Source organism: Streptomyces sp. NPDC085944, from assembly GCF_040686295.1.
In the GTDB taxonomy this organism is placed as follows: Bacteria; Actinomycetota; Actinomycetes; order Streptomycetales; family Streptomycetaceae; genus Streptomyces; species Streptomyces salinarius.
In genome coordinates, this window is record NZ_JBFBJX010000001.1 from 395387 (window position 1) to 419535 (window position 24149).

Genomic DNA, 24149 nt, shown 5'->3' on the forward strand with positions numbered 1-24149 from the left:
AGGCTCCGGGCGCCTGCCCGGGCCGGCTGTCACCGCCCGGCCGACTGCTGAGACGTTACGGCGTCACGTCGGGTTGATGCCGTGGCTGCGCAGCCACGGCAGCGGGTCGATCGACGAACCGCCCGCGGGGCGCACCTCGAAGTGCAGGTGCGGGCCGGTGGAGTTGCCCGAGTTGCCGGAGAACGCGATCGCGTCGCCCGCCTTCACGGTGGTACCGGAAGGGACCTGGTAGCTGGAGAGGTGGCAGTACCACGTCTCCGTGCCGTCCTTCGCCGTCACGATCATCATGTTGCCGTACGCGCTGTTGTACTGCGTCCGCACGGTGCCGTCGGTCGCCGCCATCACCTTCGTCCCGTACGACACGGGGAAGTCGATGCCGGTGTGGACGGACATCCAGTTGATGCCGGCCTGCCCGTAGTACGCGCTGAGGCCGTGCTGCTCCACCGGAAGCGCGAACTTGGGGCGCAGCCGCTCCTTGCGGGCCGCCTCCTCCGCCGCGCGCCTCTTCTCGGCGGCCTGCTCGGCCTTGAGGTCGATGCGCTCCTGAGTGCGGCTGGCGCGGTCCGCGAAGTCGTCGGCTCCGGCGGCGAGGCTGGTGAGCTGGGTGTCCAGCTTGTTGTTGGCGGCGGACGGTTTCACCGGCGCGGCCTTCGCGTTGCCGGGGTCCGGTGCGGACGCCGCGCTGTCCGTGCCCTCGTCGCCGGTCAGACTGCCGACGGAGGCGGCCGCGATACCGGCGACGCTCATCACGCAGGCCGAGGGCACCGCGATGGTCAGCAGCGCGGAGCGTTTGGCGGGCTGGCGGCGACGGGAACGCGCCCCGGCGCGGGAGCCGGTGCGTGCGGCCGGGATCCGCGGGGCCGTCGTGACCTCTTCCTGGTCGTCCAGGAGGGCGGTCACGGTGGGGAGTTCACCGGTGGCTGCCAACTCGCCCTCGTAATCGGGCGGTTGAGTGTCCCCGGTCACGGGTGCGGCGTCGGGCGTGGCGGCGTCGGACGCGGGGTGCTCGGCCGGCCGCGCCGTCTCCTCGACGACGTCGGTGACGGTGCCGTCCGCGTTCCACTGCGTGGCGTCATAGGCGCCGGTGTCCACCGGACCGCCCGCGAAGGCGCCGGTGTGGAACGTGCCGGTCGCGAAGGCGCTCGTCTCGAATGCGCCCGTGTCGTGCGTGCCCGTGTCGTGCGTGCCGGTGTCGTGTGTGCCGGTCGCGAAGGTGCCGGTGTGGAACGTGCCGGTCGCGAAGGTGCCGGTCTCGAAGGTCTGCGTGCCCCACTGCCACTGCTGGGTCCCGTCGGCCGGATCGGCCGACTGGTCCGGCGGGCTCCAGGCGGCGGTGTCCCACTGCCCGGTGGCCTCGGTGCCCGTCGTCTGCGGCGACACGGAGCCCGACTGCTGATACCCGGCCGTCCAGGCCGTCGTGTCGTAGGCGCCGGTGTCGTAAGCGGCTTGGTGCTGGGCCGCGTACGCGTCGTAGTGGAGGGTCTGCGCGGCGCCGGTGGACCACTGGGTGGCGTCGTACGAACCCGTGGTCTCGTGGGTGCCGGTGTAGGGCCCCGGCATGCTGCCGAACAGGGGGTCCGCGTCGAAGGCCGAGGTCTCGGAACCGCCGGTGGCGAAACCGGTGGCGTCGTAGCCGTCGTACGTGGTGAGGTCGCCGTACTGGGCCTCCCCCGTGCCGTACGACGCGTAGTGCGCCGAAGCGGCGTCGGAAGCCGAAGCCGGGGTGTTCCTGGTCCCCGACGGGTGACGGTCGTTCACCAACTTCTCTTTCGCCTCGACAACAGGGGCTGCGAGAGCAGTGCGGCGACTGTACCCGGCGGTATACGGGCGCGACAATCTTCCGCAGGTTTCGTGTGCGAAGGAAACGGGCAATCGGCCGTGTTCCGGGGGAGGGCGGGCACGAGTTTGAGTTTGTGTTCGACCTTTGTTCGAGTCCGAACGGGTTGTTTCGCGTTTTGCTCCGCCCTCTCGCTCCGCCCCTGTCTCTCCCGCTGCTGCTTCGCCTGGTGCTCGGTCTCAGGCGACGGTGATTCCGCCGGCGGGCTTGCCCGGTCCCGTGCCCGTTTCGGTTTCCGTTTCCGGTTCGGCGGTGTCGAGCGCCTGCCGTATCCCCGTGGCCACGGCGGGGTGCACGGGCAGCGCGAGGTGTCCGATGCCGCTCACCCGTACGTTCTCCGCGCTCAGGTCGGGATGGTCGAGGCAGGCCGTCTCCAGCGGGTCCATCACGTGGTCCAGATCACTCCAGAAGCTGACGAACCGCGTACGGCAACCGGGCGCCGGGCGGGTCAGCTCCTCCATCACCGGCGAACCGGGGCGCATCTGGCGCACGATCGGGTGCGCGTTCGCCAGGGGGACCGCCTTGGTGCCGGCGTGCGGAGTGCCGAGCGTCACGAGGGTGCGCACCCGGCGGTCTCCGCCGAGACGCTGCACGTAGTAGCGCGCGATCAGGCCGCCGAGGCTGTGCCCGACGACGTCGACGCGCTCGCTGCCCGTCCGCTCGCAGATCTCCTCGACCTGCCGGCCGAGCAGCTCGGCGGCGGTGCGGATGTCGCAGGTCAGAGGGGAGTAGTTCAGTGACTCGATCTCGTGCCTGCCGTGCTGGACCAGGCTGCGGCGCAGCAGCAGGAAGACCGAGCGGTTGTCGATGAGGCCGTGCAGCAGGACGACCGGGGGACTGGCGGCGGCCGGGAGCCTGGGGGTCGGGGGCGAAGGCTGCGGGGCGTGGGCGTCCGTCGGGCGCAGTGCCCGGGCCGGCCGGCGCTCCTGGACGATCCCGGACGGATACAGGAGAAGGTGCCCGGCGAGGATCGCCGCCTCCAGGGCGCTCGCCTTCAGGAGGGTCAGGGAGAGGCCCGTCAGCCGGCCCGGAAGCGCTGCCACGTCGGACAGTCCTGGGATCGAAGGGAGCCCGGGGATCGCCGGGAGTCCGGGGAGCCCTGGAAGCCCTGGCAGACCGGGCAGGAGACGCTGGAAAAGCGGGAGAAGGGGCAGTGCTGCCGTGGTGACCTTCATGGGCCGACCTCCTGTCGGCACGCGCAGGGACGCCTCTGTCCCCCGTGTGCCCTCGTGGAGCGCCGTGACACCAGTGATTGGCGGTGTTCGCGAGGTTTAGGCAGGTCTCAGAGCCCGGCGGGCCAGGTGAGACCTGTGGCTTGCGTGGTGTGCGTGGCCTGCGTGGTGAAACGGCGCCGAGGCTCGTTCGCCGCTGTCCTGTGCCGCCCTCGCTGCGGCGCTCCGTGCGCAAGTGCCGCCGCGCCCGCGGAGCGGTGCGTGGCGAACGTGTCCCACTGTGTGATTTCCCCCTCTGTATCCACCGCGAAACTGCCGGTTGCGGGATGCTGGAGATAACGTTCGTTCACTTCCCCGGACGCTGTGGTGCGGGGTCTCCGCGCCGCGAGACGCGAAGTGTGCGGTACTTGTCGGTACGGATGGATGTAGTCGCTTCATGGAGGCAGTGATGGGTGTGGCAGCCGGTCCGATCCGCGTGGTGGTGGCCAAGCCGGGGCTCGACGGCCACGATCGCGGGGCCAAGGTGATCGCGCGGGCCCTGCGCGATGCCGGTATGGAGGTCATCTACACCGGGCTTCACCAGACTCCCGAGCAGATCGTCGACACCGCGATCCAGGAGGACGCCGACGCGATCGGGCTGTCCATCCTCTCCGGTGCGCACAACACGCTCTTCGCCGCCGTGATCGAGCTGCTCCGGGAGCGGGACGCGGCGGACATCCTGGTCTTCGGCGGCGGGATCATCCCGGAGGCGGACATCGCCCCGCTGAAGGAGAAGGGCGTCGCGGAGATCTTCACCCCCGGTGCGACCACGGCGTCCATCGTGGACTGGGTGCGGGCGAACGTGCGGGAGCACGCGGGGGCGTAAGCCGGCCGCCGCCCGCTGGGCCGGTGCGGGTCCCCCACCGGCGCCGACGCGGGCACGCCGCCTCGGGGCCGCCGTGGCCGCGGGTGGCGTCCCTGCGAGGGAGCGCTCGGGAGGAAACAGCGACGGGCCGTGCGCCGACGGGTGCGAGACCGTGTGCCGGTGGGCGCGGAGCCGTGTGCCGGTGGGCCGATTCGTGTGCCGGTGGGCGTCGGCTCCTGGGCGCGGGCGGTGTCGGTGGGTGTCGCGGTGCCTGGCTCCGGGGCCGGCCCACGCCGTGGCTGCCTGGGCCCCGTCCTCGGCTGCCGGGCCCTGTGTGACGGCACGGTCCGAACCGATCGCGGCGCCCTCCCTACCCCGCCCGTAGCTCCTCGGCCATCGCCGCGCGCAACCGCAACGTCCTGACCAGCCGTTGGAACGCCTCCGCCCAGTACCCTCCGGCCCCCGGCGACGCGTCCTCCGGCTCGTCCGGTAGCGCCAGCAGGCCGTCGAGGCGGCCCGCCTCCGACGGGTCGAGGCACCGCTCGGCCAGGCCCATGACGCCACTGAAACTCCACGGATAGCTACCGGCGTCCCGGGCGATGTCGAGCGCGTCGACCACTGCCCGGCCGAGCGGCGCGGCCCACGGCACCGCGCACATGCCGAGCAGCTGGAACGCCTCGGACAGGCCGTGCGTCGCGATGAACCCGGCCACCCACTCGGCGCGTTCACCGGCGTCCAGCGTGCCCAGCAACTTGGCGCGCTCGGCCAGGGAGACCGCGCCCGGACCGCCCGCCTCGGGTGCCGTGGGCGCTCCCAGCAGGGCCCTCGCCCAGGCGCCGTCGCGCTGTCGTACCGCCGCGCGGCACCACGCGGCGTGCAGCTCGCTCTGCCACCCCTCCGACACCGGCAGGGCGACGATCTCCTCGGCCGTACGTCCCCCGAGCCGGTCCGGCCAGGTGGCGAGCGGGGCCGCCTCCGTCAACTGACCGAACCACCAGGACCGTTCACCCCGGCCGGCGGGCGGTCTGGCCACCACGCCGTCCCGCTCCATGCCCGCATCGCACTCGTGGGGCGCCTCGACGACGATCGCCGGCGGGGTGAGGGTGCGGTCGAGGGACACGCACGACGCGGCTCGCGCCCCCATCCGCGCGGCCAGTGCCGAGTGCGGCAGAGCCGACAGCAACTCCGCCGCCGTGGCCCGGACGTTGCGGCTGCGGTCGGCCAGCGCCTGCTCCAGGAACGGCTCGTCCGCCGCTTCCAGGCCTCTCCGCAGCGAGTCCAGGAACATCAGGCGGTCCTCGGCCCGCTCCGTCGCCCAGGTCGACGCGAGCAACTCGCGTGCGCCGGCGGGGTCGCGGGCGCGCAGGGACGCCAGGAGAGCGACCCGTTCGGCGAACAACCCCTCGTCCCACAGCCGCCGCACCCGCTCCGTGGCCCCGGAACCGGGCAGTGCGGCAACGCCACCGTGCGTCGCGCGCAGGGCGAACCGCCAGTCCGGATTCAGCCGGGCCAGCCACAGGGCACGGGGCCCCGCGAAGGTCAGCGCCGCCGGCCGCAGGTCCGTACGGCCCCGCGCCGCGTCCAGCAGCGCCGGAAGCGTTTGGGGCGGCGCCGCGAAACCGCGGGCGTTCGCCGTCGCCAGCCACTGGGGCAGCAGCTCCATCAGGTCGGGGGCGCTGCCTCTGCGGCCGCCGCCCGCCGTACCGGGGCGGTCGGTGAGCAGCATCGTGAGTCGTCGGGCAGCCGCGGGCGGCAGCGGCGGGCGGGGGTCCTCGGGCGCGGGTTCGGGGCGCCGGGCCGCACGGGCCGGGCGCAGTCCTGCGCGCCGGCGAACGGTCTGCGCGGCCGCGGCGTCCAGCAACGCGGCCGCGGCTCCCGGCCCGCGCTCGCCGCCCGGTGGAGTACGCCGGTCCGTACCCAGCAGCGCCGAGGTGACCAGCTCCTCCCACACGCCGGGCCCGGAAGTCGCCTCGGGTGGGGCGGAGACCGCCGCCGACGGGCGGGGCGACGCCGACCGGGTGAACGCCTCCGCCTCCGCCCCCCGTACGGAGACACCCTCCGGCGGCGAGCCGGGAGCGGCGGCTTCTGGCGCCGCGGAGGTCACAGGCCCGAGGCCAGGTGCAGGCGCAGGTCCCGGTGTCGCTACCGATACAGGTGCTGGTGCTGGTGCTGGTGCTGGTGCTGGCGGCGGTGGCGGTGCTTGCGCGGGAGCGGGTCCGGGGGCGGACGCGGGATCGCGGCTCGATTCGGCCGCTGGTGCGTTCGCCGCTGTCGCCTGGACGGCGGCGGTCCCGGGCGTGGCGCCAACCGTGGGTGTGACGTCCGACCGTCGCGCGATGCCTGCCTCGGGCGCCATGGACCCCACGGTCCCGTCGTCCGGTGCCGAGGTTTTGGGGACGACGGCTGACCCCGGCGCGGTGGCCGCCGGTGCGGACCTGTCCGTGGGGGTGGGCGTCCTGGTCAAGTGGTTCCCCTCCGTTACGTTCCTGTCCCGTCGCCCGGGACGGGTCAGCTCAGCGCTACTGCCGGGCCGGGTCCGGCCGGCCAGGCCGTCAGCGGTGCGAAGCCCCGGTGGCCGCACTCGCCGAAGACCGTGACGGGCGCACCGCCCGACAGGGCGACCAGCCGCCACAGACCCGACTGGCTCGCCGTGGTCCGGGTGAGCGGCAGTGCCGAGTCCCCGTCGGCGTCCGCCAGTTGCCAGCCGTCGCCGTCCGGTACGGGAACCACCCGGTCCAGGGCCACCGGCACCGAGTCCAGCCACGGATCGTCGCGGAGGGCCTCGCCGTAACGGACGGCCGCCTGCGCGGTTGTGAACCCTCTCGGGCGTATCGGCGTGGACTCGGGCTCCGCGAAACACCGGCCGAGGGCCGCCCGCTGCCGTCCCGCACCCGGATAGGCCGAGAGCTCCGCGTCCAGGGCCAGCCCCACCGGCAGCGTCAGCTCCGGTGCCCGGCCCGCGGCCCCGTAGGAGAGGAGCAGCGCCGTGCGGTCCGATTCCGCGCCGTGCAGCCAGACGCGACGGGTCGTCAGCCGGGCGTCCGCGGTGTCGTACTGGGCGAGGACCAGCCAGCGGTCCCGCACCGGCGGGCCGTCCGCGGCCGCCTTCAGGCCCACGCGTGATCGGACCGTCGCCGCCAGGCCGTCCGGCAGCTGCTCGCGGTGCAACCAGCCCTGGTCGAGCAGGTGGAGCAGAGCGCATTCCTCGAGCAGCCGTACCGGCCAGCCGGGCCCCGACGACGGTATGGACCCCAGCTCCCGTGCGCGCGAGGCCAGGCCGGGCGCCTGGGCGTCGACCATGCGGGCCGCCGTCTCCTCCCACAGCCCGCCCCCCGCCTGCTCGGCGCCGGCCAGACCGCCGCGCAGGAGGTCCACCAGACGCTGCTCCAGCTCCGTCGCGCCCGCGGTGATCCGCTCGGCCCGCCGCTCCGCCCGGCGCCGCGCCGCCTCCGGGTCCCCGGTCGCGGCCGTGGCAGCGGGCGGGCCCGCGGCCGTCGTCTCCTCCGTGTGCTCGTGCCGGCCGTCAACGCGCCGCGCCCCTCCGACCGGCAGCTCCGCCCCCGGCACCGCACCCTCCCCGTTCGCTCCCTGCACGGCCCTCGCACCTCCCCTCGTCGTGTCCCCGCCCCGGCCCCCGGCGTTCGCCGGGCCGGGCTCGTCGCCCGCCCTGCTCGGCGCCTTGTCAGACACCGGCGCCGACACCCTCGTTGTGGTCCGGCGGCACCCGTCGCCGAGCCATGCCATCGAAGGTAGATCCCGCCACTGACAATGACCCGATCGACAGCGTTTGCCCAGGTCAGGGCGATTGTCAGTGGCGTGGTGCACCGTGGACGGCAGATCGAACCGGCCCAGCTGGAGGGGGAAACAGCCATGCCCGCATACGTGGAGCCGACGTCCGGGGCCGAGGTGCTGCGGCCGCACGCCGAGCACGCCTTCGCGGCCGAACTGGCCGCGCTCGCCGCGCAGGACGACCGTCCGCGTCCGGACCGCTGGAAGCTGTCGCCGTGGGCCGTCGCCACCTACCTGCTCGGCGGCACCCTGCCCGACGGCACGGTGATCACCCCGAAGTACGTCGGCCCGCGCCGCATCGTCGAGGTCGCCGTCACCACGCTCGCCACCGACCGCGCCCTGCTCCTGCTCGGCCTGCCCGGCACCGCCAAGACCTGGGTGTCCGAGCACCTCGCCGCGGCGGTGAGCGGCGATTCCACCCTGCTGGTGCAGGGGACGGCCGGCACCCCGGAGGAAGCGATCCGCTACGGCTGGAACTACGCCCAGCTCCTCGCCCACGGTCCCGGCCGGGACGCCCTCGTGCCCAGCCCGGTGATGCGGGCCATGACGGAGGGCATGACCGTCCGGGTGGAGGAGTTGACCCGCGTCCCGGCCGACGTCCAGGACACCCTGATCACCATCCTGTCGGAGAAGACCCTGCCCATACCGGAACTGGGCGAGGAGGTGCAGGCGGTCCGCGGCTTCAACCTCATCGCCACCGCCAACGACCGCGACCGCGGGGTCAACGACCTGTCCAGCGCCCTGCGCCGCCGCTTCAACACCGTCGTGCTGCCACTGCCGGAGAGCGCCGAGGCCGAGATCGACATCGTCACGCGCCGCGTCGACCAGATCGGCCGCTCCCTCGACCTGCCGTCGGCCCCCGACGGCACCGACGAGATCCGCCGGGTCGTCACCGTCTTCCGCGAGCTGCGCGACGGGCTGACCGTCGACGGTCGTACGAAGGTCAAGTCGCCCAGCGGCACGCTGTCCACGGCCGAGGCGATCTCCGTCGTCACCGGTGGTCTCGCGCTGTCCGCCCACTTCGGCGATGGAGTGCTGCGGTCCGGCGACGTAGCGGCGGGCGTCCTCGGCGCGGTCGTCCGCGACCCGGGGGCCGACCGTGTCGTCTGGCAGGAGTATCTCGAGACGGTCGTGCGCGAACGCGCCGGGTGGCAGGACTTCTACCGGGCCTGCCGGGAGGTGTCCGCGTGAAGGGCACCGGGACGTGGACGGGCCGTGGGGCGGGGGCAGCGACGGCCGCCACGACGGGGGACGACGGGGACTCGAGCTGGACCCGCAGGCGAGGGGGATGGCATGGGGGGCACTGACCGGCCCGGCGCGGGACGCCTGAGCGGTGCATCCGGCGGGCCGGAGGGTAGCGGCGAACCAGGAAGTCGGCCGCTGCTGCTGGGTGTTCGTCACCACGGGCCGGGGTCGGCCCGCGCGGTGCGAGCCGCGCTCGAGGCGGCCCGGCCGGGGGTCGTGCTGGTCGAAGGGCCGCCGGAGGCCGACGTCCTGATCCCGCTGGCCGCCCATGAGGACATGCGGCCGCCGGTCGCACTCCTCGCCCACGCCGTGGACGAGCCCGGCCGCTCGGCGTTCTGGCCGCTGGCCGAGTTCTCCCCCGAGTGGGTGGCCCTCCGCTGGGCCCTGGAACACGACGTTCCCGCCCGCTTCATCGACCTCCCCGCCGCACACACGCTGGCGATGCGGGCGGCGGCCGAGGAGGCGGAGCGCCGGGCGGACGGCCGGAACACGGGGGACTCGCCCGGTACGGCTCCCCCGGACGTCCGGGGCGATCCGCTCGCCGTCCTCGCCGCGGCCGCCGGGCACGACGACCCCGAGCGCTGGTGGGAGGACGTGATCGAACACCGGGGCGCGGGCCAGGGGGACGTGTTCGCTCCGTTCACTGCGCTCGAGGAGGCCATGGCGGCACTGCGCGAGACCGAGGCGGACGGCGAGGAGGGCGGCGCGTACGACCGGGACCACGTGCGGGAGGCATACATGCGGCTCCAGGTCCGGGCGGCGCGGCGGGAGTTCGCCCGGGGCGTGGCCGTGGTCTGCGGGGCCTGGCACGTGCCCGCGCTGCGGCGCAAGGCGGGCGTCGCGGCCGACCGGGCCCTGCTGAAGGGGCTGCCCCGGACCAAGGTGGACATGACCTGGGTGCCCTGGACCCACCGCAGACTGTCCCGGGCCGGCGGGTACGGGGCGGGCATCGAGTCGCCGGGCTGGTACGGGCACCTGTTCGCCGCGGCCGACCGGCCCGTCGAGCGATGGCTGACCAGGGTGGCCGGACTGCTGCGCGCGGAGGACAGGGCCGTCTCGCCGGCGCACGTCATCGAGGCGGCGCGGCTGGCCGGAGCGCTCGCGGTGCTCCGTGGCCGGCCGCTGCCCGGACTGAGCGAGACGACGGACGCCGTGCGAGCGGTGCTGTGCGACGGCTCGGACGTGCCGCTGGCGCTGGTGCGCGACCGGCTGGTGGTGGGGGACGTACTGGGCGAGGTCCCCACCGGGGCCCCCGCGGTGCCGCTGCAGCAGGACCTGACCCGGACCCAGCGGCGGCTGCGGCTCAAGCCCGAGGCACCGGAGCGCGAGCTGGAACTCGACCTGCGCAAGGAGACCGACGCCGCCCGCAGCAGACTCCTGCACCGGCTGGGGCTGCTCGGCGTCGGCTGGGGCGAGCCGGTCGCGTCCCGCAGCACGGGCACGTTCCGGGAGACGTGGCGGCTGCGGTGGGAGCCGGAGCTTTCGGTCCGGGTCGCCGAGGCCGGGGTGTGGGGCACGACCGTGCTCTCCGCCGCCACCGCCAGGGCCGAGGCGGACGCCCTCACCGCGCAGGGCCTCGCCGAGGTCACCGCGCTGGCCGAACGCTGCCTGCTGGCCGAACTGCCGGACGCGCTCGCGCCGGTGATGCGCGTCCTCGCCGACCGGGCGGCACTCGACACGGACGTCGGCCACCTCGCCGAGGCCCTGCCCGCCCTCGTCCGTGCGCTGCGCTACGGCGATGTGCGCGGCACGGACACCGGAGCGCTGGCCGAGGTCGCCGCGGGTCTCGCGGAGCGTGTCTTCGTCGGGCTGCCCGCGGCCTGCGCGGCCCTGGACACCGACGCGGCCGAGGAGATGCGCCGCCACGTGGACGCCGTGCACACCGCCGTGGGCCTGCTCGGCGACGCGCCCACGCCCCGCGACGGCGACCTGCGGGCCCGCTGGCGAGCCGTGCTGCGGACCCTCTCCGCGCGGGACACCGTGCCCGGCGTCGTCCGCGGGCGTGCCGTACGGCTCCTGCTGGACGACGGCGAGCTGGCCCCGGACGAGGCGGGGCGGCTCATGGGCCTGGCGCTGTCCCCGGGGACCGCCCCGGCGGACGCGGCGGCCTGGATCGAGGGCTTCGTCGGCGGCGGCTCGGGCGGCGGCATGCTCCTCCTGCACGACGAGCGGCTGCTGGCCCTGATCGACGCCTGGCTGACCGGCGTGCCGGCGGACGCGTTCACGAACGTACTGCCCCTGCTGCGCCGCACCTTCTCCGCCTACGAGCCGGGAGTGCGCCGCAGCCTCGGCGAGCTGGTCGCACGCGGGCCGCGGGCACGGGGGAGCGCGACGGCGGCCGGTTTTGGCATACCGGGCTTCGCGGCCGGCCTCGACACCGCGCGCGCCGACGCGGTGCTGCCGGTGGTCCGGCTGCTGCTGGGCCGGGACCCAGGGGACGACGAGCCGGCCGGGGACGACGACTCGGTCAGGCACGGCGAGTTGGCGCGGGACGACGACCTGGCGGGGGTGGAGACATGACGGGCCGCGTGCCACGGCACACGACAGGGCACCTGAGCGCGCACACGGCCGGACGCACGACCTCGACCGGGCCGCAGGACGACGGGGCGGCCCGGGAGAGGCTGCGGCGGTGGCGTCTCGTCCTCGGCGGCGACCCGGCCGACGGGACCGGCCACGCGCTCTCCCGACGGGACACCGCGATGGACGGCGCGCTCACCGCGCTCTACGGGAAGGGAGGCGGCACACCCCGGTCCGGGAAGGACCGGGCGGCGGGGCTCGGAGCCTCCGCACCGGCCGTGGCGCGCTGGCTGGGGGACATCCGGAGCTACTTCCCCTCCTCCGTCGTCCAGGTCATGCAGCGGGACGCGATCGACCGGCTCGGGCTCGCCACCCTGCTGCTGGAGCCGGAGATGCTCGAGGCGGTGGAGGCCGACGTGCACCTGGTCGGCACCCTGCTCTCCCTGCACCAGGCGATGCCCGACACGACGAAGGAGACGGCGCGGGCCGTCGTGCGCAAGGTCGTCGAGGACCTGGAGAAGCGGCTCGCCACCCGTACCCGTGCCACGGTGACCGGCGCGCTGGACCGCAGCGCCCGCACCCGTCGGCCCCGCCACCACGACATCGACTGGAACCGCACGATCGCGGCCAACCTCAAGCACTACCTGCCGGAGCACCGAACGATCGTGCCGGAGCGGCTCGTCGGCCACGGCCGGGCGGCCCACTCGGTGAAGAAGGAGGTCGTCCTCTGCGTCGACCAGTCCGGGTCGATGGCGGCGTCCGTCGTGTACGCGTCCGTGTTCGGTGCGGTGCTGGCGTCCATGCGCTCGCTCGACACCCGGCTCGTCGTCTTCGACACGGCCGTCGTCGACCTCACCGACCAGCTCGACGACCCGGTCGACGTGCTCTTCGGCACCCGACTCGGCGGCGGTACGGACATCAACCGCGCGCTGGCGTACTGCCAGTCGCGGATCACCCGGCCCGCGGACACGGTGGTCGTGCTGATCAGCGACCTGTACGAGGGAGGCATACGCGACGAGATGCTCAAGCGGGTCGCGGCGATGAAGTCGGCGGGTGTGGAGTTCGTGGCGCTGCTGGCCCTGTCCGACGAGGGGAGACCCGCGTACGACCGGGACCACGCGGCGTCGCTCGCCGCGCTCGGCGCACCGGCCTTCGCCTGCACGCCCGACCTCTTCCCGGAAGTGATGGCGGCGGCGCTCGAGAGGCGCCCTGTGCCGATACCCGATGCCGGGTGACGATTTGTCGATCCGGGGTGACCCGATTCCCGCGGTCAAAACGGATATGACGGCCCATCGGCGGAAGGGAGCTTGCGCAACCTGCGGATTCCCGTGCGAGTATCGCGCGGCGTGTCGATGCGCTGTTCGACGCGTGGCCCGTTCCGCCGCACGGGAGGTTCCGCCCCCTCTTGATCTGGTCAGCAGCCCTGCCCGGTGTCGCCCTGCGCGTTCTGCGCACGGCGGCCGGGCGGCGTGCGCTGCACGTGCTGCTGCTGGTGGGCGGGGTGTTCGTGCTCGGCCTGCTCTGCGGAGGGCGGGCGCAGGCGGCCGACGGAGCGCCGGGAGCCCTGGAGGACACGGTCGGGCGGGTCCTCGACGTCCCCGCGCAGACGGGGAGCCGGCCCGAGACGCGGAGCCTGCCCCGGACACGGAGCCACTCCGGCCTCCGTCCCGTCTCCGGCCTCTGTCCCGGTTCCGGCCTCCGTCCCGGTTCCGGCCTCCGTCCCGGCTCCGGCTCTCGTCCCGGCTCCAGTCTCCGTACCGTCTCCGAGGAGCTCGTCTCCTCGGAAGTCGTCCGGGCCGTGCAGGACCGGGTCGTGCGACCGGTCGGTGACGTGGTGCAGACGGTGACAGAGGGCTTGGAGGAGCTTGAGGCGGCGGTAGCGACCGACGTACCGCCGTCGCGGCTGCTCCCCGCCCCGCCCGGCCCGATCGATGCGCCGGACCTCACCGAGGAGCCCGACCTCACCGACCTGACCGCCCCCTCCGCATCTTCGGCGCCGGGCGCCCAGGACCCGCGGACCGAGCCCGCGCCGACGGCGGACACCTCGGGCGCCGAGAAGCGGTCCGCCGCCCTCGGCTCCCCGGCCGCCGAGGGAGACGGCAGCCCGGCACACGCCGCCGGCTACGGACCCGGACCCGGCCTCGGAACGGCCCCCGCCGCTCCCGCGCGCGCTCACCCGGCAGGGATCGCACACACCGAGTACGCCCCCGCCCACCCCGGGCCCGTCGGTGACCCCGACGGCGCCCTCGGCACCGCGTCCGGCGCCGACCAGGGGGCGCCGCGCCACGGGGACGCACGTGCGGTCGCCCCGCAGCCCCGGATCATGTTCCGGCTCCTGCCGGGCGCCCCGGAGCGAGCCGACGCGGCCGGGGTCCGGGAGCCGTACCGGGACATCCCCGTCTCTCCCGCCTAGAACGGCCGCTCCTCCGCCGCGCCCGCCACGCAAGCGCCGTATACGCCGTATACGCCGTATTCGACGCACCCGACGTATCCGCTTCGACGCACCCGACGTATCCGCCGAACCCGACGGACTCATCGAGCCCCCGCAGCGGGAAACACCGGGCCCGGACGTCCCGCGTCCGGCTCCCACGGTTCGACGTCCCGGTGCCGGCGCGCCCCGGACACCCCACGGTGTCCGGTGCACGCCGTCGGCGCCTCGTGGCCCCCGTTTCCGCGGCACCCACCGACCCCGCGGGGTGCCGGCACCGGACGGCCGAAAGCCGTCGGCCGCCGGACGGCCGGAGCCCCGCGGCCCGGGTCGGCCGGTCTCCATTGGGGTGGGGACCGGCCGACCCCACCCCGGCGGACCGCACTCACACGGCCCGCCGGGGGAGCCACGGGCCTCACCGGGTCAACCCCAGCCCGGTGAGGCCCCTCGCCGGGGGCCCGAGCGCCCCCGCACGCCGCTCACATCCGGCACCCCGTGCCAGTGAGGGCGGCATCATGTGACAGGCATCACCGCTCAGGTGTGACCCACGATTTAGAGACCCCCCGCAAGCGGCGATAACCTGCGAGACGGACATGCCGCGCGCTCGGACACCGTGTGCGCCCCCCTTGTGACTCAGAGCGGACGTCACGTTGCCCTTCGCGGCACGCCCACGCATCCAACGAACCGCGAGATCACTGATAGGGACGGAAGCGCGTGGACCTGTTCGAGTACCAGGCGAGGGACCTCTTCGCCAAGCACGATGTACCGGTGCTGGCCGGTGAAGTCATCGACACGCCTGAGGCGGCGCGCGAGATCACCGAGCGTCTGGGCGGCAAGTCCGTCGTCAAGGCCCAGGTGAAGGTCGGTGGCCGCGGCAAGGCCGGTGGCGTGAAGCTGGCCGCTTCGGCGGACGAGGCCGTCGCCCGCGCGACGGACATCCTCGGCATGGACATCAAGGGCCACACGGTCCACAAGGTGATGATCGCCGAGACGGCCCCCGAGATCGTCGAGGAGTACTACGTCTCCTTCCTCCTCGACCGTGCCAACCGCACCTTCCTCTCCATCGCCTCCGTCGAGGGCGGCGTGGAGATCGAGGAGGTGGCGGCCACCCGTCCGGAGGCCGTCGCCAAGACCCCGATCGACGCCATCGACGGTGTGACGCCGGAGAAGGCGCGCGAGATCGTCGAGGCCGCGAGGTTCCCGGCCGAGGTCGCCGACAAGGTCGCCGACATCCTGGTCAAGCTGTGGGACACCTTCATCAAGGAGGACGCCCTCCTGGTCGAGGTCAACCCGCTGGCCAAGGTCGCCTCCGGCGACGTCCTCGCCCTCGACGGCAAGGTGTCGCTGGACGACAACGCCGAGTTCCGTCACCCCGACTTCGAGGCCCTCCACGACAAGGCCGCGGCCAACCCGCTCGAGGCCGCCGCCAAGGAGAAGAACCTCAACTACGTCAAGCTCGACGGCGAGGTCGGCATCATCGGCAACGGCGCGGGTCTCGTCATGAGCACCCTGGACGTCGTCGCCTACGCCGGTGAGGCGCACGGCAACGTCAAGCCCGCCAACTTCCTGGACATCGGTGGCGGCGCCTCCGCCCAGGTCATGGCGAACGGCCTGGAGATCATCCTCGGCGACCCGGACGTCCGCTCCGTGTTCGTCAACGTCTTCGGCGGCATCACCGCCTGCGACGAGGTCGCCAACGGCATCGTCCAGGCGCTGAAGCTCCTGGAGGACCGCGGCGAGAAGGTCGAGAAGCCGCTCGTCGTCCGTCTCGACGGCAACAACGCCGAGCTGGGCCGCAAGATCCTCACCGACGCCAACCACCCGCTGGTCCAGCGCGTCGACACCATGGACGGCGCGGCCGACAAGGCCGCCGAGCTGGCTCACGCCGCCGCCAAGTAAGCACTCAGGACGAGGACACCAACACACCATGGCTATCTGGCTCAACAAGGACAGCAAGGTCATCGTCCAGGGCATGACCGGCGCCACCGGCATGAAGCACACCAAGCTCATGCTGGGTGACGGCACCGAGGTCGTGGGCGGCGTGAACCCGCGCAAGGCGGGCACCACCGTGGACTTCGACGGCACCGAGGTACCGGTCTTCGGCACCGTCAAGGAGGCCATCGAGAAGACCGGCGCCAACGTCTCCGTCATCTTCGTGCCGGAGAAGTTCACCAAGGACGCGGTCGTCGAGGCCATCGACGCCGAGATCCCGCTGGCCGTCGTCATCACCGAGGGCATCGCCGTGCACGACTCGGCCGCCTTCTGGTCCTACGCCGGCAAGAAGGGCAACAAGACCCGGATCATCGGCCCGAACTGCCCCGGCATCATCACCCCGGGCCAGTCCAACGTCGGCATCATCCCGGGCGACATCACCAAGCCGGGCCGCATCGGCCTGGTCTCGAAGTCCGGCACGCTGACGTACCAGATGATGTACGAGCTGCGTGACATCGGCTTCTCGACCGCCGTCGGCATCGGTGGCGACCCGATCATCGGCACCACGCACATCGACGCGCTCGCCGCGTTCGAGGCCGACCCCGAGACCGACCTGATCGTCATGATCGGCGAGATCGGCGGCGACGCCGAGGAGCGTGCGGCCGACTTCATCAAGGCCAACGTGACCAAGCCGGTCGTCGGCTACGTCGCCGGCTTCACCGCGCCCGAGGGCAAGACCATGGGCCACGCCGGCGCCATCGTCTCCGGTTCGTCCGGCACCGCCCAGGCGAAGAAGGAGGCCCTGGAGGCCGCCGGCGTCAAGGTCGGCAAGACGCCGACCGAGACGGCGAAGCTCGCCCGCGCCATCCTGGCCGGCTGACACCGGATCGCGCGCAGCCCGAGCGCCTGTTCCACACCGAGTGGCCCGCCCCCTGTCCGCAGGGGCGGGCCACTCGGCGTGTCCGGCAGCCGGACCGACCGGGCCGTCGGACCGCCGGACCGCCGGACCGTCGGACCGCCAGACCGCCAGACCACCGGACCGCCGGGCCGGGCCACGTCATTCGAGCTGCGGGCTCAGCCGCTCAGGCCCGTCCTGCAACTGGTCCCGCAGCTTCTGCCGCAGCTCCAGCTCCTCGTCCGACAGGGAGCCCGGGGCCACCCTGGGCGGCACCCCGCGTACCGCCTGCCCGGGGGACACGGGCGGTTCGTAGTGCGTGGGCGCGGTACGTACGGTCAGGGCCGTGGTCCCGATGAGCGCGACCGTGAACGCGATCGCCGCCCGGGTCCGGAACCTCGCCCGGCGTTCGCCGCCCCTGCGTACCGACGGCGGCCGTGCCGCGCCCAGCCGCTCGTTCGACGCCAGTTCGGCCAGCCGCCGGTGCAGCACCTGAGGGTCGGCGAGCGCGGGCAGCCGGCCCGCGACGGCCTCGCGGGCGCGCAGCAGCCGGTGGGCCGCCGCCGGGGTGCTCGCCTCCGTCTCCGCCGCCGTCTCGGGCAGGTCCAGACCCACCCCGTCGTACAGCACGAGCGTGCGGCGGTGCCGCGGAGGGAGCCTGAGCAGGGTGTTCAGCAGGGTGCGGTCGCCGGGGTCGGCGGGCGGCGGCTCCGGGTGCCGGTGGCGCGGGCGGAAGCGCTGCCAGGGCGAGAGCGCGTACTCGTACGCCGTGGCCCGCACCCAGCCCACCGGGTCCCGGTCGCGGGCCACCTCGGGCCAGCGTTCCCAGGCCGTCTGGAACGCCCGCTCCACCGACTCGCGCGCCTGCTCGCGACGGCCCGTCAGCAGGAAGGTCTGGCGTACGAGGGCGGGGGCACTGAACTCGTACAGAGCGTCGAAGGCCTGAGCGGGCGTCAGCGGGGCGGGCGCGGGACGCGGCTCGGGGACGGGCTCGCGGGTCGACCGGGGCTGCGACTCGGGTGTCGGCTCCCGCACCGGCTCCGGTTCCCGCACCGTCTCCGGCACCGGCTCCGGCTCCGGTTCCCGCACCGCCTCCGGCTCCGGCACCGGCTCCGGCTCCCGCACCGCCTCCGGCTCCGGCTCCGCTTCGGCCCCTGCGCGGGCTTCCGGTCCTGATGCCCGATCACGTGTCGGGTCCGTCTTCGGTGGTGGGGCCGCCTGCCGTGCCTCCTCCTCGGCCAGCGTCTTCAGCAGTTTCGCGTACGCCTCGCGCTTCCGGCCTCGCGGAGTCGTACGGCCGCTCTCCCACGCGCGGACCGTCCCGGGAGCGACGCCCACCCGCTCCGCCAGCTGAGTCTGTGTCAGCGAAGCGGCCTCCCGCAGGCGTCGGCGGGCCTTGGGGGAGGGAAGCGGTGTCGCGGGACCGCGGGTCACAGGACGCCCCTTCGTGCGAAAAAGTACATAAACATATATTGAGCGACACAACGGGGCTTCGCTCGTTACGCCGGGAAAGCGCGTGTCGTTGGGACCATGTCGGGCGTGATCCAGACGACCGCCCGTCCAGCCCCGCTCTCCCGCCTGCGCACCCGGTGGCGCGACCGTGCGCCCGGGCTGGCCGCAGGGCTCCTGGGAGGCGTGTTCGCCGCGCTGCTGGGACTGACGGCGTGTGCCGCGCTCGTGACGCTGCTGTGGATCAGTTCGCCGTACCCCGACAGCGGGTCCGGCGGCGCCCTCCACGTCGCCGCCGCGCTGTGGGTGCTGGCGCACGGGGCCGAACTGGTGCGTGCCGACACGCTCTCCGGCACCCCCGCGCCCGTCGGCGTCACCCCATTGCTGTTCGTCCTCCTGCCGGTGTGGCTGCTGCACCGCGCCGCCCGGGACGCCACGGACCCCGGAGACGGTGTGGGCGTGGCCGTCGGTGCGGCTCCGAAGGCGGGAGCCGGCGCGCGCCCGGCGTGGATGGCGGGCGCCCCGGACTCCGGGCCGCCGCCCGTCTCCGCGCGCCTGGCCTGGACCGGGGTCGTCCTCGGCTACCTCGGCGTCGCCGCACCCGTCGTCCTGTACGGGCAGGGGGGCGCCCTGCGGCCCTCGTTGTGGTGGGCGGTGGTGTGTCTGCCGCTGGTCGCCATGGGCGCGGCGGGCGCCGGCGTGTGGACGGCGTTCGGCCGGCCGGGCGGGCCGGTGGGGCGGGCACTGCGCGTGCTGCCCCGGAGGCTGCGGGAGCTCATGGTGGAGCCGGACGCGCGCCTGGGCGCCGCGACGCGCGCCGCGGGCGCGGGTGCGGCGGTACTCGCCGGGGGCGGCGCGCTGCTGCTCGCGGTGTCGCTGGTGTGGCACGGGGCCGCCGCGGGGGAGGCCTTCCTGCGCCTGACCGAGGGCTGGTCGGGGCGGTTCGCCGTGCTGCTGCTCTGTCTGACGCTGGTACCGAACGCGGCGGTGTGGGCGGCGGTCTACGCCCTCGGCCCCGGCTTCGTGCTCGGCGCCGGGCATGTCGTGGCCCCCGCCTCCTCCGCTCCGGCACCGCTGCTGCCGCCGTTCCCGTTGCTGGCGGCCGTGCCGGACGCGGGGCCCGGGACGCCGCTGCACTGGGCGGCCGGGACGGTGCCGCTGGTCGCGGGGGCGGTGGTGGGGTGGTTCGCGGCGCGGGCGGCCACGGGGGATGCGGCGGCCGGGGTGGCTGAGGGAGCCGCGGCGGCAGGGGCTTGGTCGTGGCGGCGGACCGCCGGTGCCGCCGTCGTGGCCGCCGTCCTGTGCGCGGTCCTCGTCGCCCTGCTGGCCGCGTTCGCCGGCGGGCCGCTCGGGAGCGCCGCGCTCGCCCGGTTCGGGCCGGTGTGGTGGCAGGCCGGGAGCGCGACGTTGGCGTGGATCGGTGTGGTGGCGGTGCCGGTGGCCGTGGTGGCGCGGGCGTGGCGGTGCCGGGGCGCCGCCACGCTGCGGGAGCCGGGCGGTGAGGCTTCCTCGCCCTCCCGGCGGCGCATGCCCTCTGCAGCCGCCGTGTTCTCCGTGTTCTCCGTGCGGTCCACGGTGCGGTGGGTGAGGCGGGGGAAGAAGGATCCGAAGGGCGGGGGCGGGGGCGGGGGCGGGAAGGAGCGCGAACCGGGGCCGTACGGGGTGTACGACGTCGATGACGATGGTGGAGTCGCTTACGACCTTCTGCCGGTCGACGGTCCTGGGGAGTCGGCTCCTGGTGGTGGGTGACGCTGGTTGCGGGGCGTTACGCGGGGGGATTGGTTCGCCCCCGCCGCCCCTTCTTCTTCCCGTTCCCATCCCTGGGGGGCGGCTGCCGCCCCCCCCAGACCCCGCTTCGGCCCGGACGGCCTCGCCCTCGGACGCCGGACGGGCTGGTTGATTTCAGTCGCCCGAGCCCAGCAGGTCCCGGAGCTGTTCCGGCAGGTGGCGTTCACAGGACTGTTCTGCCGCGTGGGTCAGGGCGTCCTCGCGGCAGGTGTAGTAGTCGCTGTAGATCAGCTGGGCGCCGAAGGACGCGGCGACCAGGAGGATGGCCAGGGACGACGTGACCAGGCCGCTGATCGCGGCGGTGCGCTGCGGACGGCCGGTCTGCTCGGGGGCCGGGGCCGGGGTGTTGGGGTCGGAGGCGGCGCGGGGCTTGGTGCGCAGGGCGCTGATGCCCCAGTACAGGGCCAGGGCGCCGAGCAGCAGGGCGACGTACGGCCAGGTGAAGAGGGCGAAGAAGAGAGCCCACATGCCGCTCAGCAGGGCGTAGCGGGCACGCCGCTGGGCGGGGTCCGTCGGGTCCCAGCGCGGGCCCTGGCCGCCGCCCGGAGCCTCGGGACCGCCCGAGCCGGGCCGCTCGCCGAAGCCGCCGGAGGACCGGCCGGGTTGCCGGTCGCTCCACCGGCCGCCCCAGGGAGACCGCTCGCCGTCGCCCTGGGAACCGCCGTCGCCCGAGGGGTGCCGCGGCTGCCAGGGGCGGTCCGGCGTGCCCTCCGGGGGCGGTGCGAACGGGTTGTCCTGGTCGGGGGCGCCGTCCTGCCCGCCGCCGTTCCCCCGGTCCGAGGACGAGTCGGGCGGTGACGAGGGGCGCTCCCGCAGCAACACGGTGCTGCGCTCCCCTGGCTGCGCCGACTGCTGGGGGAGGGTGAGCAGTCGCAGGCTGCGGTCCGGCATCAACTGAGCGTCTTCCCCTTGGCGACGGTGAACGGGCGGCTGGTGGAACGGGTGGACTGGTGGAACAAGCGGACGGGCGGAACGGGCGTGTGGAGCGCCGAACCGGCCGGTACGTCTGGTGAACGCGTGACGCACAGGCGGCGTTCCCGCCCCCGCTCCCTGCAGACGCTACCTTCCGGTCACGCCCCCGTCCCGAGGGGGCTGTCCGGTGTGCCGGTATCGTTGCTGACGGTCGGCCGCTTCGTAGACTTCCCCGTATCCCGGGACGCGAAGCATTCGTACGACCGTACAAAGAGATCGCTTTCCCGAGAAAGGCCCCCACCGTGGCCGCCAAGCCAGTGGACCGGCGAGCCAAGCGCCTCGTCGTGCTGGTCTCCGGATCCGGCACCAACCTCCAGGCGCTCCTCGACGAGGTCGCCGCCACCGGCGCCGAGACCTACGGTGCCGAGATCGTGGCCGTCGGCGCCGACCGCGACGGCATCGAGGGACTCGCCCGCGCCGAGCGCGCCGGGGTGCCGACCTTCGTCCGCAAGGTCAGGGACTACGGGACCCGCGAGGAGTGGGACGCGGCGCTCGCCGAGGCCGTCGCCGCCCACGAACCGGACCTCGTCGTCTCGGCCGGGTTCATGAAGATCGTGGGGAAGGAGTTCCTCGCGCGGTTCGGCGGGCGGTTCGTCAACACCCACCCCGCCCTCCTCCCCAGTTTCCCGGGGGCCCACGGCGTGCGGGACGCGCTCGCGTACGGCGCCAGGGTCACCGGCTGCACCGTCCACTTCGTCGACGACGGCGTCGACACCGGGCCGATCATCGCGCAGGGCGTGGTGGAGGTCCGGGACGAGGACTACGAAGACGAAGGTGTCGCTCTGCACGAGCGCATCAAGGAAGTCGAGCGAAGGCTGCTCGTCGATGTCGTGGGGCGGCTCGCCCGCAACGGCTATCGCATTGAGGGACGAAAGGTAGTTATCCAGTGACCGCCACCGCCGGAAGCAACAAGCGGGCCATCCGTCGCGCACTCGTCAGCGTCTACGACAAGACCGGGCTGGAGGAGCTGGCCCGCGGGCTGCACGAGGCGGGCGTCGAACTCGTCTCCACCGGGTCGACCGCCGGGCGGATCGCCGCCGCCGGCGTCCCCGTCACCAAGGTCGAAGAGCTGACCGGCTTCCCCGAGTGCCTGGACGGCCGGGTCAAGACCCTGCACCCCAAGGTGCACGCCGGCATCCTCGCCGACCTGCGCCTGGACAGCCACCGGCAGCAGCTCGACGAGCTGGGCGTGGCCCCGTTCGACCTGGTCGTGGTCAACCTCTACCCGTTCCGCGAGACCGTCGCCTCGGGCGCCACCGCCGACGAGTGCGTCGAGCAGATCGACATCGGCGGCCCCTCCATGGTGCGCGCCGCCGCCAAGAACCACCCCTCGGTCGCCGTCGTCACCAGCCCCGCCCGGTACGCCGACGTGCTCTCGGCGGTCAAGGACGGCGGCTTCGACCTGGCGGCCCGCAAGCGCCTGGCCGCCGAGGCCTTCCAGCACACCGCCGCCTACGACGTGGCCGTCGCCTCCTGGTTCGCCGCCGAGTACGCCCCCGTCGACGAGTCCGGGTTCCCCGACTTCCTCGGCGCCACCTACGAGCGCGCCCACACCCTGCGCTACGGCGAGAACCCGCACCAGCCCGCCGCGCTCTACACCTCCCCCGAGGGCGGCGGTCTCGCGCAGGCCGAGCAGCTGCACGGCAAGGAGATGTCGTACAACAACTACACGGACACGGACGCCGCCCGCCGTGCCGCGTACGACCACGCCGAGCCCTGTGTCGCGATCATCAAGCACGCCAACCCCTGCGGCATCGCCGTCGGCGCGGACGTCGCCGAGGCGCACCGCAAGGCGCACGCCTGCGACCCGCTGTCCGCGTTCGGCGGCGTCATCGCGGTCAACCGCCCGGTCTCCAAGGAGATGGCCGAGCAGGTCGCCGAGATCTTCACCGAGGTCATCGTGGCGCCGGACTACGAGGACGGCGCCCTGGAAGCCCTCACCAAGAAGAAGAACATCCGCGTCCTGCGCGCTCCCGAGGCGCCCACCGCCCCGGTCGAGGTCAAGCCCATCGACGGCGGCGCCCTCCTCCAGGTCACCGACCGCCTCCAGGCCGAGGGCGACGACCCGGCGACCTGGACCCTCGCGACCGGCGAGGCCCTGTCCGAGGCGGAACTGGCCGAGCTGTCCTTCGCCTGGAAGGCCTGCCGGGCCGTCAAGTCCAACGCGATCCTGCTCGCCAAGGACGGCGCCTCCGTCGGCGTCGGCATGGGCCAGGTCAACCGGGTCGACTCCGCCAAGCTCGCGGTGGAGCGGGCGGGCGCCGAGCGCGCGCAGGGGGCGTACGCCGCCTCCGACGCGTTCTTCCCCTTCCCGGACGGCCTGGAGATCCTCACCGCGGCCGGTGTGAAGGCCGTGGTCCAGCCCGGCGGTTCGGTCCGCGACGAACTGGTCGTCGAGGCGGCGAAGAAGGCCGGCGTCACGATGTACTTCACGGGGACGCGGCACTTCTTCCACTGAGCGGCAGGTACCTGGCGGCCCCGTACATGGAGTCGTCCCCCTCCCCCGATGCCCCTCGGGGTCAGCACTCCCCAGTCCGACAAGGGGCAGCGTACGGGGGGCGGGTGAGGGCAGCCCAAGCATGCGGATACCCCGGCGGGTCGGTGACCCGGCACGGCGAAACGGCGGCCTGCGGCCCCTCCGAGGAGGGAACCGGAGGCCGCCGGAGAGCGGGCCCGGGGAGCGGGTCACGCCGGTGTGCGGGCCCGGGCGAGCGGGTCAGCAGGGGCGCAGCGACCAGATCGGGTCCCAGGTCGCCCGGCCCGCCTCGTAGGCCGTCGACGTCCAGCGGACGCTGCCGTCCCTGTTGAAGAACTTGGCGACCGTGCCCGGCGTCTGGTTGTTGGTGAACGGGCCGTCGCCGGTCCAGTTGGTCAGGTTCCACGTCTGGCACTTGTAGAAGTCGAACTTCGTGCCGTTGACGATCATGCACAGGTGGCCGTAGCCGCAGGCCAGGTCGCGGGCGCCCAGGGTCTTGGGTGCGTCCGTCACGGTCAGGCCCTCGTACTCGACCGCGTCGGCGGTCACGCGCAGGGGCTGCGGGCTGTCGGCCAGCACCTGGCCGGCCTTCTGCTGGAGGCCGGTCACCCGGGTGCCGTCCGGGCCGTCGGCGGCCGTGGCCGCCACCGTGGAGGTCGCGGCCAGGGCCGTGGCCGCGACGAGGAGAGCTGCGGGCTTGACGATGTTCATCGTTGTTCCCCCGTGAACGTCGGAGTCGTACCGGTCGCACCGCCGAAGCGGTGTGCTCACACCGTCCCCCGGACGACCGCCGCGCGGTACCTCG

The 24149-nt window shown here is 73.9% G+C and carries 17 protein-coding genes; 10 read left to right on the plus strand and 7 right to left on the minus strand.

Annotated elements, in window-relative coordinates; all coding sequences use genetic code 11:
* Positions 1-63 precede the first annotated feature (63 nt).
* Entirely contained in the window at positions 64-1758 is a 1695-nt protein-coding gene (locus AB0P07_RS01980; RefSeq protein ID WP_365543700.1) for a peptidoglycan DD-metalloendopeptidase family protein, read from the minus strand.
* Positions 1759-2016: 258 nt separating this feature from the next.
* The gene (locus AB0P07_RS01985) at positions 2017-3012 is read right to left on the minus strand and encodes an alpha/beta fold hydrolase (RefSeq protein WP_365543702.1); all 996 of its coding nucleotides are present in this window, start codon (positions 3010-3012) and stop codon (positions 2017-2019) included.
* A gap of 445 nt (positions 3013-3457) precedes the next feature.
* Here AB0P07_RS01985 and AB0P07_RS01990 point away from each other — a divergent pair, with 445 nt between their 5' ends.
* Complete coding sequence (locus AB0P07_RS01990) at positions 3458-3874, plus strand: cobalamin B12-binding domain-containing protein (protein WP_007444094.1); 417 nt, start codon at positions 3458-3460, stop codon at positions 3872-3874.
* 349 nt (positions 3875-4223) lie between these two features.
* On the opposite strand, the gene AB0P07_RS01995 is transcribed toward AB0P07_RS01990, so the two are convergent.
* Positions 4224-5804 (minus strand): DUF5691 domain-containing protein, encoded by a 1581-nt coding sequence (locus tag AB0P07_RS01995; protein ID WP_365544506.1) that lies wholly within the window; start codon positions 5802-5804, stop codon positions 4224-4226.
* Positions 5805-6361: 557 nt separating this feature from the next.
* Complete coding sequence (locus AB0P07_RS02000; RefSeq protein WP_365543705.1) at positions 6362-7447, minus strand: hypothetical protein; 1086 nt, start codon at positions 7445-7447, stop codon at positions 6362-6364.
* Between the two features lie 276 nt (positions 7448-7723).
* On the opposite strand from AB0P07_RS02000, the gene AB0P07_RS02005 reads away from it, so the two are divergent.
* From AB0P07_RS02005 to sucD, 6 genes are all read left to right on the plus strand, one after another.
* Positions 7724-8833 (plus strand): AAA family ATPase, encoded by a 1110-nt coding sequence (locus AB0P07_RS02005; protein WP_365543708.1) that lies wholly within the window; start codon positions 7724-7726, stop codon positions 8831-8833.
* A 102-nt stretch (positions 8834-8935) separates the two neighbouring features.
* Positions 8936-11407, plus strand: a complete 2472-nt coding sequence (locus AB0P07_RS02010; protein WP_365543710.1) for a DUF5682 family protein — start codon at positions 8936-8938, stop codon at positions 11405-11407.
* A complete protein-coding gene (locus AB0P07_RS02015; protein WP_365543713.1) occupies positions 11404-12639 on the plus strand; it encodes a VWA domain-containing protein in 1236 nt (411 codons plus the stop codon). Before AB0P07_RS02010 ends, AB0P07_RS02015 begins: the two co-directional genes overlap by 4 nt.
* Before the next feature lie 170 nt (positions 12640-12809).
* Complete coding sequence (locus AB0P07_RS02020) at positions 12810-13817, plus strand: hypothetical protein (RefSeq protein WP_365543716.1); 1008 nt, start codon at positions 12810-12812, stop codon at positions 13815-13817.
* A gap of 729 nt (positions 13818-14546) precedes the next feature.
* Positions 14547-15731, plus strand: a complete 1185-nt coding sequence (gene sucC, locus AB0P07_RS02025) for an ADP-forming succinate--CoA ligase subunit beta (protein WP_365543719.1) — start codon at positions 14547-14549, stop codon at positions 15729-15731.
* Positions 15732-15759: 28 nt separating this feature from the next.
* Complete coding sequence (sucD, locus tag AB0P07_RS02030) at positions 15760-16644, plus strand: succinate--CoA ligase subunit alpha (protein ID WP_061442950.1); 885 nt, start codon at positions 15760-15762, stop codon at positions 16642-16644.
* A gap of 177 nt (positions 16645-16821) precedes the next feature.
* Here the strand turns inward: sucD and AB0P07_RS02035 are convergent, their stop codons facing one another.
* A complete protein-coding gene (locus AB0P07_RS02035) occupies positions 16822-18093 on the minus strand; it encodes a helix-turn-helix domain-containing protein (protein WP_365543722.1) in 1272 nt (423 codons plus the stop codon).
* Between the two features lie 96 nt (positions 18094-18189).
* Here AB0P07_RS02035 and AB0P07_RS02040 point away from each other — a divergent pair, with 96 nt between their 5' ends.
* Entirely contained in the window at positions 18190-19857 is a 1668-nt protein-coding gene (locus AB0P07_RS02040; protein ID WP_365543725.1) for a DUF6350 family protein, read from the plus strand.
* 153 nt (positions 19858-20010) lie between these two features.
* Here AB0P07_RS02040 and AB0P07_RS02045 read toward each other — a convergent pair whose 3' ends face one another.
* A complete protein-coding gene (locus tag AB0P07_RS02045) occupies positions 20011-20787 on the minus strand; it encodes a hypothetical protein (protein ID WP_365543728.1) in 777 nt (258 codons plus the stop codon).
* A gap of 323 nt (positions 20788-21110) precedes the next feature.
* Between AB0P07_RS02045 and purN the strand changes: the two genes are divergently transcribed.
* Entirely contained in the window at positions 21111-21758 is a 648-nt protein-coding gene (gene purN, locus AB0P07_RS02050) for a phosphoribosylglycinamide formyltransferase (RefSeq protein WP_365543731.1), read from the plus strand.
* Positions 21755-23326, plus strand: coding sequence for a bifunctional phosphoribosylaminoimidazolecarboxamide formyltransferase/IMP cyclohydrolase (gene purH / locus AB0P07_RS02055; RefSeq protein ID WP_365543734.1), 1572 nt, complete (start codon positions 21755-21757; stop codon positions 23324-23326). Before purN ends, purH begins: the two co-directional genes overlap by 4 nt.
* A 258-nt stretch (positions 23327-23584) precedes the next feature.
* On the opposite strand, the gene AB0P07_RS02060 is transcribed toward purH, so the two are convergent.
* Positions 23585-24055: a hypothetical protein gene (locus tag AB0P07_RS02060; protein ID WP_365543737.1), complete on the minus strand. Its 471-nt coding sequence runs from the start codon at positions 24053-24055 to the stop codon at positions 23585-23587.
* Positions 24056-24149 lie beyond the last annotated feature (94 nt).